Here is a 12,829-nt window from a genome sequence, read left to right as displayed (position 1 = left end):
AATACAAAAAACACTCCTCAGATCATAAATGAAGAGTGTTCCGCATCCATATCTTTAGGTTGGGTAAGATGACGCTTCAGCCAATCACGTTCACTTATCCAACCCTTTCCCATGCGCAGAAGATTTTCTCGCTGCCGATACAGATCGTTATGCTCATGTGCTTTCAAATGCCCATTGAAAGGATGCTGATATCGGTACATATAAAACTGAAACTGATCGATCGCAAGCTGCCGCCAAGCGATGAGTATTTGCAGAAACAAAAAAATCACGACGAGGATGGAAGAAGCATTGAGCACCAAATGACCGGTACAGATCAGCAGCAGATTAAAAAGCGAGCAGCCAAAGGTCAGCAGCTGAGCAACATCGTATGGCAGACACAAGTGAAAGATGCTCTGTAGTATACGGCCGCCATCTAAGGGCCATACCAGCAGAGTGTTAAACAAAAGAATTGATGAATTGATCTGGATCAGATAACTGTGATATGACTGCGAAATGAGCCCTGAGAGCTCCAACCACTCAAACACGAAAGGAAAGAACAGATGGGTTGCCGGCCCGGCCGCAATGATCAGCAGCTCTTTCCATACATTTCCATGCCCGATATGATAAATGCGGGCACCTAATCCAAACGGATAGATGATAACCGGGCCAATTTCATAGTGAAAAATGCGGGCTGTCAGCAGATGTGCACATTCATGAACAGCAAGTATAGCAAAAATACACAGCATTACTTTCTGCATATGATAAAACAAATATAATGCGCTAAAGGGTATCCAAAGCCAGGAAAAGTGTATTTTCATGAAGCCTTTAAAGCCGTGCTCAGATCAATTTTCTTTTCATCCTTCATAAAGACAATAGACAGGGAATTCTGATAGGAACCGATCACCGCGTCTTTCAGCACGCGTTCATCCTGTTTCAGATCGCTGCTGTCAAGATTGCTGTAGGTAGCGATGACTCCATTATCATGGCGGATGGTAACACTGTATTTATCCGTCGTCGTATGCTGTACATGCATGACAACCCCATTCAAGATCGAGGTCGCCTGATTGCTTCCATTCGCATACAGATCATCCTTTAGCAAATGATAAGCCGGTGCTGCAGCTACTGTCTTATCATCCTTCAGCTTAAACCAGTCTTCAAACGGCAGCCACTCACTGATCATCCCAAGATGAATGCTGGAAAGCTGTTTTGGAAGCTCCACAAGCCCTAGTTTATTATTGATCAAAAGGCCAAGACCAAGTACTGTGACACACATCACCACAATGACCGTCCGATAAATAACGGTAAACAGCCGATTATGTTCTTTAGGGTATAAATGATCATACTGCCGGCTGCGGATACGTCTGCGTACACTTCTGATATTTCTCATATGTATCCCTCCTACCAAACTATATGCGTTTGAAAAAGGGATTAGACATAAAAAAAGCATCGATCATACAGAGTCGATACTTTCTTTTGACAAAGTTTCCTTACTGCCTTTTTTCTCCATGTAAATCAGATACCAGGTACGAATCGCGATAGCCAGCGGTACGGAAATCATAATTCCGATTGCCCCGGCAACAACCCCTCCCGCAAAAATTGCAAACAGTGTTACCAGCGGTCCCAGTGCACTGCGTTTTTTATGAACCATTGGAGAAATGACATAAGCATCCACATTGGACAACACAACGATTCCAATCAGCAGGCAAGCAATGCGAAACGGGCTTAGAGAAAGTGCCGTTAAAATACCGATTGCATTAGCGATCGTACCGCCTAAGTAGGGGATGAATACACCTATAGAGGTAAGCGCAGCAATGATCATCCAGTCCTGATGTCCGACCAGATAATAAAATAAACCATACTCCGCAAACTTGATCAGCATGATGACGAGCAGTGATCGAATATATACCGATACTTCGCCGTTCACCGCGGTTAAATACACCGACGACTCCGGACTGAAATGATCAAACAGTTTTTTGATTCTCGTCTTGATCTTAGTAAAATCAAACAGCATATAAATTGAAATAATAATCGAAAATAAAGTCGTTGTTAAAATATTCAAAAACGTATTCATAAATCCTGGAATTGTCGATACCACATTAGGCAGCCATGTATCATAGGACTGCAGCGACTTCACCAAGGTATCAATAACATTTTCTAATAAGGCAATTTCCTGTCCATTGGTGAGTTCACTTACCTTTAAATTGATCCAGTACACACCCTTAACCAAAGAATTGATGAAGTCCACGATCTTTTCATAAAGGATTGGCATCAGTACGATAAACAGCGCTACGATGGCAACAATCAACACAATCCAAAAGACCAGAATCGCAATATTTTTTGGAATTCCTTTCCGCTGCAGAAAATCCACCAGCGGTGAAATGATATAAGCTAATATAAATCCGATTAAAAATGGCTGAAAGATCGATATCAGTGTCTGAAGCCAGCTCGACCAGACCGTATTGGTCATTTTCAGCAGCCAAAGAATCAGCAGCACACAAATCACTTTCAGCAAAAGCGGCAATGATAATTTTTCATTTAATTTATGTAGACTTCGTTTCAACATTATCCTGCCTCCCTGGTAACCATTTTATCATCAATCCAAGAAAAATACCACCGAAAGAAAACTGCCGCTCACCCGAACAGTTTCTGCAGCAGTTTCTTTTCTTTATATTTGGGCAGTGCACACGGCTGACCGGTTAAACGCAGCGCTAATGCTTTAAAGCATTCATATACCTGGGAATGGCGATCCAAGGTCAAGGGAATGCCTCGGTTATTAGCCCGAATGACATTCTCATCATCGAATACATATCCCAGCAGATCAACCGATAACCAGTTCAAGGCATCCTCAAGGGGTATCGTGATGCCTTTTTCTATGTATTTTGGATTCATGCGGTTTACAATGAGTTGAATATCCGTGATATCGTCCTTCATCAAAATTCCGATCACCCGATCCGCATCCTGAACCGAGGTAATATCCAAATTGGTTACCAGCAGCACCTTGCTTACGCAGGCGATAGAATGCACAAAGCCGGATTCAATACCCGCCGGAGTATCCAGTAGTACATAATCAAAGGTTTTTTCTAATTCCTGTACGACCAGCTTTAAATCACTTCCCTGGAAATATTGCAAATTGACTGACTTACAAGCAGGGAGCAGAAATAGATTCGGTTGACGTTTATCACGAAGGATTGCCTTATTTAATGGACATCTTCCTTCCATGGCATCCCGCAGATCATACAGCACCCGATTTTCCAGTCCCAGCATAACATCTAAATTTTTCAGCCCCAGATCAACATCGATCAAGCATACTTTTTTCCCCATCTCAGCAAGCACCATTCCCAGATTGACACAGACGCTGCTTTTACCGACTCCCCCTTTTCCCGATGTTACAGCAATTGATTGTCCCATACGATCTCCTCCTTCAGTTCTCTGCATATCAGTGTCTGTTCATTATAGTAAACTTGAGAGGGTGCATAATTTGTCACATTTTGGAAACTGGTATCGCAAATTCGGATAAAACAGCGGGAGAATATTGAGGCGCCTACCAATGCACTACGATCATACAAATCGATATTACCGGAAGCCTCCCCCAATACGAAGAGTGAATCGTAGCAGCTGACATATGTATCGCGGGGAATATTTCCGATTACAAGTGTCGGTGCATCAAAAAAGTATTTCTGTCCGCTGTGCAGCTTTTGTCTGCAAATTTGTAAACCAGCAGCTTTCTTTACGGTTGTAAATCCCAAAATCGTTGTTTGAGATTCCCTGCAGATTTGAAAGATTGTATACAGCTCATGATCATCCAGCTTGCGGCTGACATCAAAAAAAGCATCAAAATGGCCCTGCTTCAGCGCAGCGCAAGATTGAAGCTTTTGTTTTAATAGCATTTGAAATTGTGAAAAATCCTGAATGTGGCATTTTACTACATACTGCTGATTCATCGCTTTGATGATAACTTCGTCCATTGGATATGCTCCTCCCTGCGTATCCTGCGGTCTCTGATTTCCAGATAGTCGTCTTTGATGCGAAGAAGGAAGACAACGATAAGGGCAAGACCGACATTGAATATCAGGGTAAGAAATTCCCGATTGATAAACCATGTCGTCAAGGACATGTCCGTAACTGACTGCAGGCTCATCACAATATATACCATAAGCTCCTTGACAAAAATTGTCGAAATACATAAAACCAGAAGTTCGACGATCGTCTCCGTCATATGGCGTGACCAAGTATGGACAATCAAGGCAATAATCGTAAAAATAACAGCATTTACAGCAAATGTCTGCGCATAGAAGAAATCATAGAAAATTCCAAAGCAGCAGGCAAACAGACAGGCATTTACCAAATCCATTTCTCGGATGGTGAGCACCATGGCAGAAAACCCAAGACAAGGTATGAACATCATTTGATCGAGCAGATACGAATTCGGAAAAAGCACAGCTAGAATACCATCAATTAAGAAGCATAGAAAAACATAGAATACATGCGCCTTCATGATGCATCCTCACTGTAATCGATAACACTGACATATTCAAAGTTTTTAAAATCAGCACCCGGCTTCACATACAGCTTTTTGCCAATCTTATTGTCCATTTCCTCGACCTTGGTCACTTTGCCGATATACAATCCGCCCGGATATTTACCGCCAAGACCGGATGTGATCACATTCATATTCTTTTTGATTTCCTTACTGTTGCTTAATACGGTTACAATGAAACGTTCACTTTCTGCATCGTAATATTCCAAAATTCCCTCGACACTGGTTTTATCATCAACCGATACTTTTACGCTCATATTCTCTCCGGGTGATTCTGTCGTCAGCAGCTTTACTGTACTGGTATGCTTGAATACATCCTTGACTGTACCAATCACTCCCTTGGAAGAAACAACCGCCATATTCTGCTTCACTCCGTCTTTAGAACCAGCATTGATCGTTAACAGATTATTCCACATATCCGCATCACGTCGTACAACACTTGCCCCGATTTTTCCATAATCGGTAATTGAATGATTCATCTTCAGCAGCTTTTTCAATTCTGCATTCTGACGCTTCTGTTCCTGAAGCTCAACATTATACAGCTTCTGCTTAGACATTTCATGCTTCAGCTCATCATTTTCCAGCTTTGCTTCCCAGAGGTCGGAGAAATCACTGCCCCAGTTTTTAACGGTCTCCACGGGATTTTCAATCAGGCTGTATCGCAGCATCGTAAAGGCATCATATCCAAATTTAGATATCATGTTTCCGTTCTGCATACTTCTGGTAATGAAGCCGAACACCATAAACACCGCTATCACTGCGATGATAATTTTTTGTATACGTGTAAATCTTGGCATATCTTCACCTAATTTCTATTCTTCCTTATTATAAGGGTTAACGGCTTACGTTTCAACGAATAATTACAATCAATCCGGCAAATATAAAAGACAGCTTATAGCAGCTGTCTTTCGCGTAGGCTTAGATAATGATTTCGCCCGACAATGATATGGTCCAGCAGTGGAATGCCGATAATTTCTCCGGTTTCCTTAATACAGCGAGTCACTGCAATATCCTGATCGCTGGGCTGTGTATCCCCCGTAGGGTGATTATGAGCGCAGATTATCTTAGCACAGCCGCTTTGAATCGCTTCCTTAAAGATTTCGCGAGGATGGACAATACTGGCATTTAATGAACCGATAAAAAGCGTCCGATAAGAAAGAATTTCATTTTTCGTGTTCAGAAAGATCACCAGGAAATGTTCCTGACTGCAAAAACCAATCTGCATATTCAACCAGCTCGCCAGCGTCTGCGGTTCCTCAATTCGCACTTTTTGCTTTTGTGTCTGATCCAGAGCAATGCGCCGTGACAGTTCAAAACTCGCCAGCAGCTGTAATGCTTTCGCTTTCTTTATGCCCTTCTGCTTCAGCAGATCATTCAGACCCAGATCTAAAAGATCACTGATCGTGCGACAATTCTTCAGCAATTCATCAGATAGCTGTAAAACTGACATTCCCTTGGTGCCGCAACGAAGCAGAATAGCAATTAAATCACGATTTGACAGACTTTCAATTCCATTTTGATAAGCCTTTTCCCTTGGCCGCTCCGGTTCACACAATTCTTTTACTTTGATTCCTTCATCATCTCCAATGCGCCGGCATAATCTTTATCATGAATTTTTTGAATAACGGACGCATCCTTGGTTTTCACACTTTTCAAAAGAAATGTTACGTTGTTCTTAGTAAGTGATTCCTGTGCCTTCACAGTTTCTTTCTTTGATGTGCTAACGCCGCAGACGACCGCGGTCACATCACCCATATCGCGCTGATAACCAACCAGTCCATAGGTTTCCAGCTGAGCCTTCATCTTATCGATACTGTCCTGCTGCTTATACAAGCCAACCTGGTTCATATATAAGGTAACTTCGCTGGCGGTGGACTTGGATTCATCCTGACCCAGATTTACAAAGACCGCATAATAGATGCCCGCAAATAAAATTGACAGTCCACATGCGAACGCGTAGATCAGTTTCTTATTATTCATATGTATACACCTCAATAAAGACTATGCCGAAACAAAAATGTTATGCCTAAAAATCACCCCCAGCGAAGTGACAGGCCTCCGAAATTAAAGCGGCCGCGGCCACTGGTGAGAATTTTAAAGACTGCCGCTGCCCCTGCAGCTGCCGCAAGCCATGCAAACCATGACATTTTGGCTCCCCCTTTCACTCCCATATACGTGTATTTTTTATTTACACCTTAATCATCAGTAAAAAAATGTAATGTATAGTAAGAGAAGCATATTCTTATCACTAATAAATCCGCAATCGCAAAAATTCATTCTTTATTTTAGATCATTCATGTAAAACTATTAAAAACTGGTTTTCATTTTGATAATAGGATCTATTACTCATACATTGCAGAATAGTTTCAAAGCATTGGGATATCCTGTGTAAAATTCCAGTGAAAGAATATACCACCTATCAGGATCAATGCTACCCAGACAATTAGATTATCATAAAAAAGCACTTTTTCATATTTATTATACTTTGACGACACTTAATATCAAAAATGGCATTTTGACGACATTTTGACGACACTTATTTTAGTATATTTTGGTATATTTTCGGACATTTAAAAAAACAATAAAAAAGCGTTTCAACCATTATTAATGGGCTAAAACGCTTATTTATCAATGGTGGTTCCTCGCAGAATTGAACTGCGGACACAAGGATTTTCAGTCCTTTGCTCTACCAACTGAGCTAAGGAACCATTTGGTTGCGGGGGAAGGATTTGAACCAACGGCCTCCGGGTTATGAGCCCGACGAGCTACCAGACTGCTCTACCCCGCGATGTATATGACACATATTCAATTTTCAAAGCTTTCAAAATGGCGGAGGAACTGGGATTCGAACCCAGGCGCCGATTTCTCGACCTACCGGTTTTCAAGACCGGACCCTTCAACCACTTGGGTATTCCTCCAGATGGGTTGTCTAAGGCGCTGATACGCTTTATAAATGGTGGACCCTGTAGGACTCGAACCTACGACCCACCGGTTATGAGCCGGATGCTCTAACCAACTGAGCTAAGGGTCCAGCTACTATTTTAAATGGTGGCGGGGGTGGGAGTCGAACCCACGACCTTCCGGGTATGAACCGAATGCTCTAGCCAGCTAAGCTACCCAGCCAATTAAAATAATGGTCGGGATGGCAGGATTTGAACCTGTGACCCCTTGATCCCAAATCAAGTGCACTACCAAGCTGTGCTACATCCCGTGAGCTATAACTGATAAGTAATGGCGCGCCCAGTAGGAATCGAACCCGCAACCTTTTGATCCGTAGTCAAACGCTCTATCCAGTTGAGCTATGGGCGCATGTTTACTTTATCAGTGCCTACTTATAATACCAAACTCTCCCCATTAATGCAACACTTTTTTTGTATTTTTTTTGCTTTCTTTGATTCTCCGTAATATATAAAAAATATCCTTTTAAAATTCATTTCTATTCATCATTTTTAAAAAGAAAAAGCTGAAACAATCGTTTCAGCTTCACCTTTATGATTCTCCAATTGCAGCGGCTTTTTCCTTATTTGCCTTGATTACTTTCTGGCGGGAAAATTCTTCACGCTCTTTTTCTTCCAATGCCTCAGAAATGAATTTGATCGTATCCTGAAAATCCGGAAGCACAATGTTCTTTAACGCATTCGCACGTTTCTGCGCTTTTCGGATCGCATTGGCAAGACGATATACACTGTTATCGATCTCCGCCAAAATTACGGTCAATTCCTTTACCTTATAGAAACAGACATAAGCATAATCAAGCTTAGAATTAGCCCGTTCCAGTCCATAGGTAAGCTGCATCGGACGCTTTTCGTAATGAACTTTAGGTATGTCGACTCCCATAACACTTCGGTATGTGACGGTAATGCCAGTGTCGACCGGTACAGCGTCCACCAAATCGATAATAACACCCAAAGACATATTCGCTTCCTGAAGGGCCTTATAGGCGGTATCGTACGTGGTAGTTATTTCATCACGCAGCAATTTTACATCGTCCAGCAGCATCATCATTTCCCGAATCAGGATATTCCGCTTGCGATCCATCAAATCATAGCCCATTTCCGCCAGATCTTTGGATTTTTTTGTCGCAATCAGATTACCCTTGGTCGGAAAAACCTGTGTACTCATAACTATTTACCCTTGGAAGCAAGTTCTGGAATAATGGTCGCTTCCTTTAGCTCGAAACGTTCCACTGCACGGTCATGGTCATAGAATTTATCAAGAACCTCATCATCCACACGATCCAATTCCTTGCGCGGCATTACGGACAGCAGATCCCAACCCAGATCCAGGGTCTCCTCGATCGTTCGGTTGGTATTGAATCCCTGTGACAAGAAGTGCTCTTCAAACAATTTACCGAATTCCATATATTCTTTATCTACGTCGCTCAGTTCATCTTCACCGATGACACTTGCTAAGGAACGTGCATCCTGCACCTTAGCATAGCAGGCAAACAGCTGATTGCTGACATCGGAATGATCCTTGCGGGTATAACCTTCACCAATACCGTCCTTCATCAAACGTGACAGCGACGGCAGTACCCCGACCGGCGGATACACGCCCATTTGATTCAGATTGCGATCCAATACGATCTGACCCTCAGTGATATATCCGGTAAGGTCAGGAATCGGATGTGTAATATCATCATTTGGCATCGTCAGAATTGGAATCTGGGTAACGCTTCCCTTTGCGCCATGAATGATGCCGGCTCTCTCGTACAGCGAAGCTAAATCAGAATACAGATACCCCGGATATCCTTTACGTCCCGGAATTTCACCCTTACTGCTGGAGAACTCACGCAGAGCCTCACAATAAGAGGTAATATCCGTCAAAATAACCAAAATATGCATGTCGTGCTCATAAGCCAAATACTCCGCCGCGGTTAACGCACAGCGAGGTGTCAGCGTACGTTCAATGATTGGGTCATTGGAAAGGTTTAAAAACATTACAACGCGTTCCATAACGCCTGCTTCCTCAAAAGAACGACGGAAATAATCCGCAATATCATTTTTTACACCCATGGCCGCAAACACAATACCGAATTTAGAATCTTCAGCACCGGATAAACGAGCCTGTTTTACGATTTGTACCGCTAATTCATTATGCGGCATACCAGAACCTGAGAAAATTGGCAGCTTCTGACCGCGAATCAGCGTCATTAAAGCATCAATCGAGGAAATACCAGTATTGATATAGTTACGGGGATACACACGGGATACCGGATTTAACGGCTGCCCGTTGATATCGGAACGCTTATCCGTATAAATATCACCCAAACCGTCAATCGGCTTCCCGGCTCCGTTGAATACTCTACCCAAAATTTCCTTTGACAGCGGCATCTCCATCGGTTTACCCGTCAATTTTGTACGGGTGTTCTTCAAAGATATGCCGTTGGTACCTTCAAATACCTGAATAACAGCTTTTTTACCCTCAATCTGAACCACCCGGCCCAGACGTGTAGTACCGTCATCCACACGAATCTCTACGGTTTCTTCAAAACCGACATTGTCAACATCGTCCAAGAAAATCAGCGATCCGTTGATTTCATGTAAACCTACATACTGTACACTCATAAACAGATGCCTCCTCTCTTACTGTACCTGATCGATGGCTTCATCGATCATGGAAAAATATGAATCCAGAATTTCCAAATGATCATTCGGAACATCATATTTCATCTTTGTGACTTTTTCAAATAACCCTAATTCCAAAACCGAAGACAACGCCTTGCCGGAAACAACGACTTCCTTAGCCCGTTTATACAGGTGTAGGATTACATCCATCATCTTCAGCTGCTTGATCAGCGGCACATACGTATCATCCTTATGAAATGCATTCTGCTGCAAATAACCCACACGGATCACTTTAGAAATTTCAATTACCAGCTTCTGATCATCCGGCAGAACGTCAGACCCGATCAGTTTCACAATTTCCATCAGCTTTGTTTCTTCCGCAAGCAAAGCGGTTAACTGCTGACGATCGCGCAAAAATCGTACGTCAATGTTTTTGTTGTACCATTTTTCCAAATCGGTTACATATTCACTATAGCTTTGATTCCAGTTAATAGCAAAATAGTGGCGTGCATAAGCCAATGCCTTATCCAGCGCCCAGAAGCAGCGGACAAAACGTTTTGTATTCTGCGTAACCGGCTCTGAAAAATCACCGCCCTGCGGCGATACCGCACCGATAATCGTGACCGAACCAATCCCGTCACTCAGTGTTTCCATATAGCCTGCACGCTCATAGAATTGCGATATACGGGAAGGTAAATAAGCCGGAAAACCTTCTTCGGCAGGCATTTCTTCCAGACGACCACTGATTTCGCGCAGCGCTTCTGCCCAACGAGAAGTAGAATCAGCCATAATTGCAACATGGTAGCCCATATCGCGATAATACTCTGCCAGGGTTATGCCGGTATAAATACTCGCTTCACGTGCCGCTACCGGCATGTTGGAAGTATTGGCAATCAGAACCGTACGTTCCGTCAGCGGTTTGTTGCTCTTTGGATCGATCAGCTCTGAGAATTCTTCCAGTACCTGGGTCATTTCATTGCCGCGCTCACCGCAGCCGACATATACGATGATATCAGCATCACACCATTTTGCCAGCTGATGCTGGGTCATGGTCTTGCCGGTTCCAAATCCTCCCGGAACTGCAGCTGTGCCGCCCTTTGCGATTGGGAACAATGTATCGATAACCCGTTGACCGGTAATTAGCGGAACACTGATCGGCAGCCGTTCCTTGACCGGACGAGCCTGCTTGATCGGCCATTTCTGACACAACGTCAGTTCATGAACCTCACCCTTGGCATCCTGCAGCTTTACTATGCAGTCATGCAGCTTATATTCACCATCCGGCTCTACCGCAACAACCGTACCGCTCAGCTTTGGTGGTACCATCAGCCGGTGTTCAATCAAATCTGTTTCAGGCACGCGGGCATAAATCTGTCCGCCTTTCAGCTCATCGCCGACCTTCACACAAACCGAAGTTTTCCATAACACATCCTCATCCAGAGGAGGCACATCACTACCGGTTACAATGAAAGCGCCTGATTCTTTGGCTATCTCTTTCAACGGCCGTTCAATTCCATCAAAAATATTCCTCAAAATACCCGGACCAAGGGTTACACTGATCGGAGATCCGGTCGGATATACCGGTTCTCCCGGCTTTAATCCGGTTGTCGATTCATATACCTGAATCGTTGTGGCACTCTTTTTGATGGAGATGACTTCACCCATCAGACGTTTATTGCCGACATAGACCATTTCCAGCATGGAAAAGTCTACCGCATCTTTTACCGTAACGACAGGTCCGTTGATGGAGTAGATTACATTTTCACTCACCATTATCACCTCTTCATCTGCTTCTTGTTTCAAGAAGCCCTTTTAAGAAATAATCATACCAGAATGATCGAAGAACCATTCACGCTGATCATTCAGAGCACTGTCGAATGTCTCATCAACCTCAATGCCCTTGGCAGTCTGGGCAAACCGAAAACCTCCGATTTCAATATCATCGGATGCTTTCACAGCACACTTCAGACCATATCCCTTTTTCAGTGCATCACCTAACTTCAAATCTACTTCACGCACATAGAAAATACCGTCTTCTGTACGCATTTTCGAAGCCAGCTGAGCTGCTTTTTTCTGTAAATAATCCGCATATTCATTTCCTTCGGTAAAGGCAATCAATTTGGCCTTCACCGCTTTGAATACCGCTTGCGCATACGCTTCCCGCTTAGCGATCAAGCGGCGGGTCGTATCAACACTGACCCGGCTTTTTTCAATTGCCATATCACTCGCGATTTCACTTTTCTCCTGATCGAGAACCAACTGCGCATTACGCTGAGCTTCCTTCTCAATTTCTTCCAGAGCTTTTGCACGGATTTCCTTTACTTCTTCCAGAATTGCTTCTTCCTCCGCTTTTGCACAGCGGTTGATTTCATCCTTGAAGTACTGCTCAAGCTCAAGCTTGTTTTCGTATTCCATCGGTCTCACCTCATAACTTCACACCGATCGCTTCACTCACATAGCCATCAATGGTTTCACCAATTTTGGCAGAACCGTGACGGTCTGGAATTTCTACGATCAGCGGCTGTTTACGTTTTAATTTTATCTCAGAAACAACATCGGGACACAGCTGAACCAATTTTGTCGTCATCAAAATGATGCCGATTTCCGGATCATGCATGCGTTTCTCAAGCTGTTCCAACACTTCCTGACGCTCGTGAATAACCATTCCTTCAATCCCGACTAAGCGCATGCCCATCAGGGTATCAATGTTATCACTAAGCAAGAAAAACTTCATAGTAATCGACCT

The 12,829-nt window shown here is 43.3% G+C and carries 14 protein-coding genes and 7 tRNA genes; all 21 read right to left on the bottom strand.

Translation table 11 applies throughout. The features are described 5' to 3' along the window. Positions 1–17 precede the first annotated feature (17 nt). The gene (locus GSF08_RS05235; protein WP_160624792.1) at positions 18–737 is read right to left on the bottom strand and encodes a zinc metalloprotease; all 720 of its coding nucleotides are present in this window, start codon (positions 735–737) and stop codon (positions 18–20) included. Between the two features lie 56 nt (positions 738–793). After that, positions 794–1,366, bottom strand: a complete 573-nt coding sequence (locus GSF08_RS05230; protein ID WP_160624791.1) for a M23 family metallopeptidase — start codon at positions 1,364–1,366, stop codon at positions 794–796. Between the two features lie 63 nt (positions 1,367–1,429). Next, positions 1,430–2,542, bottom strand: a complete 1,113-nt coding sequence (locus GSF08_RS05225) for an AI-2E family transporter (protein ID WP_160624790.1) — start codon at positions 2,540–2,542, stop codon at positions 1,430–1,432. Positions 2,543–2,610: 68 nt separating this feature from the next. Further along, complete coding sequence (gene minD, locus GSF08_RS05220) at positions 2,611–3,387, bottom strand: septum site-determining protein MinD (protein ID WP_160624789.1); 777 nt, start codon at positions 3,385–3,387, stop codon at positions 2,611–2,613. Next, positions 3,366–3,944: a hypothetical protein gene (locus GSF08_RS05215; protein ID WP_160624788.1), complete on the bottom strand. Its 579-nt coding sequence runs from the start codon at positions 3,942–3,944 to the stop codon at positions 3,366–3,368. The genes minD and GSF08_RS05215 overlap by 22 nt, the downstream gene beginning before the upstream one ends. Continuing rightward, a complete protein-coding gene (locus GSF08_RS05210; RefSeq protein WP_160624787.1) occupies positions 3,917–4,474 on the bottom strand; it encodes a rod shape-determining protein MreD in 558 nt (185 codons plus the stop codon). Before GSF08_RS05210 ends, GSF08_RS05215 begins: the two co-directional genes overlap by 28 nt. Next, the gene (mreC, locus tag GSF08_RS05205; RefSeq protein ID WP_160624786.1) at positions 4,471–5,313 is read right to left on the bottom strand and encodes a rod shape-determining protein MreC; all 843 of its coding nucleotides are present in this window, start codon (positions 5,311–5,313) and stop codon (positions 4,471–4,473) included. The genes GSF08_RS05210 and mreC overlap by 4 nt, the downstream gene beginning before the upstream one ends. A gap of 95 nt (positions 5,314–5,408) precedes the next feature. Continuing rightward, positions 5,409–6,071: a RadC family protein gene (radC, locus tag GSF08_RS05200; protein WP_249805925.1), complete on the bottom strand. Its 663-nt coding sequence runs from the start codon at positions 6,069–6,071 to the stop codon at positions 5,409–5,411. 5 nt (positions 6,072–6,076) lie between these two features. Further along, a complete protein-coding gene (locus GSF08_RS05195; protein WP_160624785.1) occupies positions 6,077–6,496 on the bottom strand; it encodes an SPOR domain-containing protein in 420 nt (139 codons plus the stop codon). A 652-nt stretch (positions 6,497–7,148) separates the two neighbouring features. Further along, positions 7,149–7,224, bottom strand: a tRNA-Phe gene (locus tag GSF08_RS05190). A gap of 3 nt (positions 7,225–7,227) precedes the next feature. Further along, positions 7,228–7,304 (bottom strand) — tRNA-Met (locus GSF08_RS05185). A gap of 39 nt (positions 7,305–7,343) precedes the next feature. Next, a tRNA-Ser gene (locus GSF08_RS05180) sits at positions 7,344–7,434 on the bottom strand. 36 nt (positions 7,435–7,470) lie between these two features. Further along, positions 7,471–7,547 (bottom strand) — tRNA-Ile (locus GSF08_RS05175). A 15-nt stretch (positions 7,548–7,562) separates the two neighbouring features. Beyond that, positions 7,563–7,639, bottom strand: a tRNA-Met gene (locus GSF08_RS05170). 11 nt (positions 7,640–7,650) lie between these two features. Further along, positions 7,651–7,727 (bottom strand) — tRNA-Pro (locus GSF08_RS05165). A gap of 21 nt (positions 7,728–7,748) precedes the next feature. After that, positions 7,749–7,825 (bottom strand) — tRNA-Arg (locus GSF08_RS05160). Between the two features lie 180 nt (positions 7,826–8,005). After that, a complete protein-coding gene (locus GSF08_RS05155) occupies positions 8,006–8,638 on the bottom strand; it encodes a V-type ATP synthase subunit D (RefSeq protein ID WP_160624784.1) in 633 nt (210 codons plus the stop codon). A 2-nt stretch (positions 8,639–8,640) separates the two neighbouring features. Then, a complete protein-coding gene (locus tag GSF08_RS05150) occupies positions 8,641–10,083 on the bottom strand; it encodes a V-type ATP synthase subunit B (protein WP_160624783.1) in 1,443 nt (480 codons plus the stop codon). An 18-nt stretch (positions 10,084–10,101) separates the two neighbouring features. Continuing rightward, positions 10,102–11,853 carry a V-type ATP synthase subunit A gene (locus tag GSF08_RS05145; protein WP_160625368.1) on the bottom strand — a complete coding sequence of 584 codons (1,752 nt, stop codon included), beginning with the start codon at positions 11,851–11,853 and terminating at the stop codon, positions 10,102–10,104. Between the two features lie 42 nt (positions 11,854–11,895). Then, entirely contained in the window at positions 11,896–12,498 is a 603-nt protein-coding gene (locus tag GSF08_RS05140) for a V-type ATP synthase subunit E (protein ID WP_160624782.1), read from the bottom strand. 10 nt (positions 12,499–12,508) lie between these two features. Further along, complete coding sequence (locus tag GSF08_RS05135) at positions 12,509–12,817, bottom strand: V-type ATP synthase subunit F (protein ID WP_160624781.1); 309 nt, start codon at positions 12,815–12,817, stop codon at positions 12,509–12,511. Positions 12,818–12,829 lie beyond the last annotated feature (12 nt).

The organism is Copranaerobaculum intestinale (genome assembly GCF_009831105.1).
Taxonomy (GTDB): domain Bacteria; phylum Bacillota_I; class Bacilli_A; order Erysipelotrichales; family Erysipelotrichaceae; genus Copranaerobaculum; species Copranaerobaculum intestinale.
This window is presented reverse-complemented; position numbering and strand designations above follow the sequence as displayed.

What these genes read in the sequence shown, in the direction of transcription:
- GSF08_RS05235 (WP_160624792.1), bottom strand. Translation starts at nt 737, where the DNA reads ATGCAGAAAGTAATGCTGTGTATTTTTGCTATACTTGCTGTTCATGAA.
- GSF08_RS05230 (WP_160624791.1), bottom strand. Translation starts at nt 1,366, where the DNA reads ATGAGAAATATCAGAAGTGTACGCAGACGTATCCGCAGCCGGCAGTAT.
- GSF08_RS05225 (WP_160624790.1), bottom strand. Translation starts at nt 2,542, where the DNA reads ATGTTGAAACGAAGTCTACATAAATTAAATGAAAAATTATCATTGCCG.
- minD (WP_160624789.1), bottom strand. Translation starts at nt 3,387, where the DNA reads ATGGGACAATCAATTGCTGTAACATCGGGAAAAGGGGGAGTCGGTAAA.
- GSF08_RS05215 (WP_160624788.1), bottom strand. Translation starts at nt 3,944, where the DNA reads ATGGACGAAGTTATCATCAAAGCGATGAATCAGCAGTATGTAGTAAAA.
- GSF08_RS05210 (WP_160624787.1), bottom strand. Translation starts at nt 4,474, where the DNA reads ATGAAGGCGCATGTATTCTATGTTTTTCTATGCTTCTTAATTGATGGT.
- mreC (WP_160624786.1), bottom strand. Translation starts at nt 5,313, where the DNA reads ATGCCAAGATTTACACGTATACAAAAAATTATCATCGCAGTGATAGCG.
- GSF08_RS05195 (WP_160624785.1), bottom strand. Translation starts at nt 6,496, where the DNA reads ATGAATAATAAGAAACTGATCTACGCGTTCGCATGTGGACTGTCAATT.
- GSF08_RS05155 (WP_160624784.1), bottom strand. Translation starts at nt 8,638, where the DNA reads ATGAGTACACAGGTTTTTCCGACCAAGGGTAATCTGATTGCGACAAAA.
- GSF08_RS05150 (WP_160624783.1), bottom strand. Translation starts at nt 10,083, where the DNA reads ATGAGTGTACAGTATGTAGGTTTACATGAAATCAACGGATCGCTGATT.
- GSF08_RS05140 (WP_160624782.1), bottom strand. Translation starts at nt 12,498, where the DNA reads ATGGAATACGAAAACAAGCTTGAGCTTGAGCAGTACTTCAAGGATGAA.
- GSF08_RS05135 (WP_160624781.1), bottom strand. Translation starts at nt 12,817, where the DNA reads ATGAAGTTTTTCTTGCTTAGTGATAACATTGATACCCTGATGGGCATG.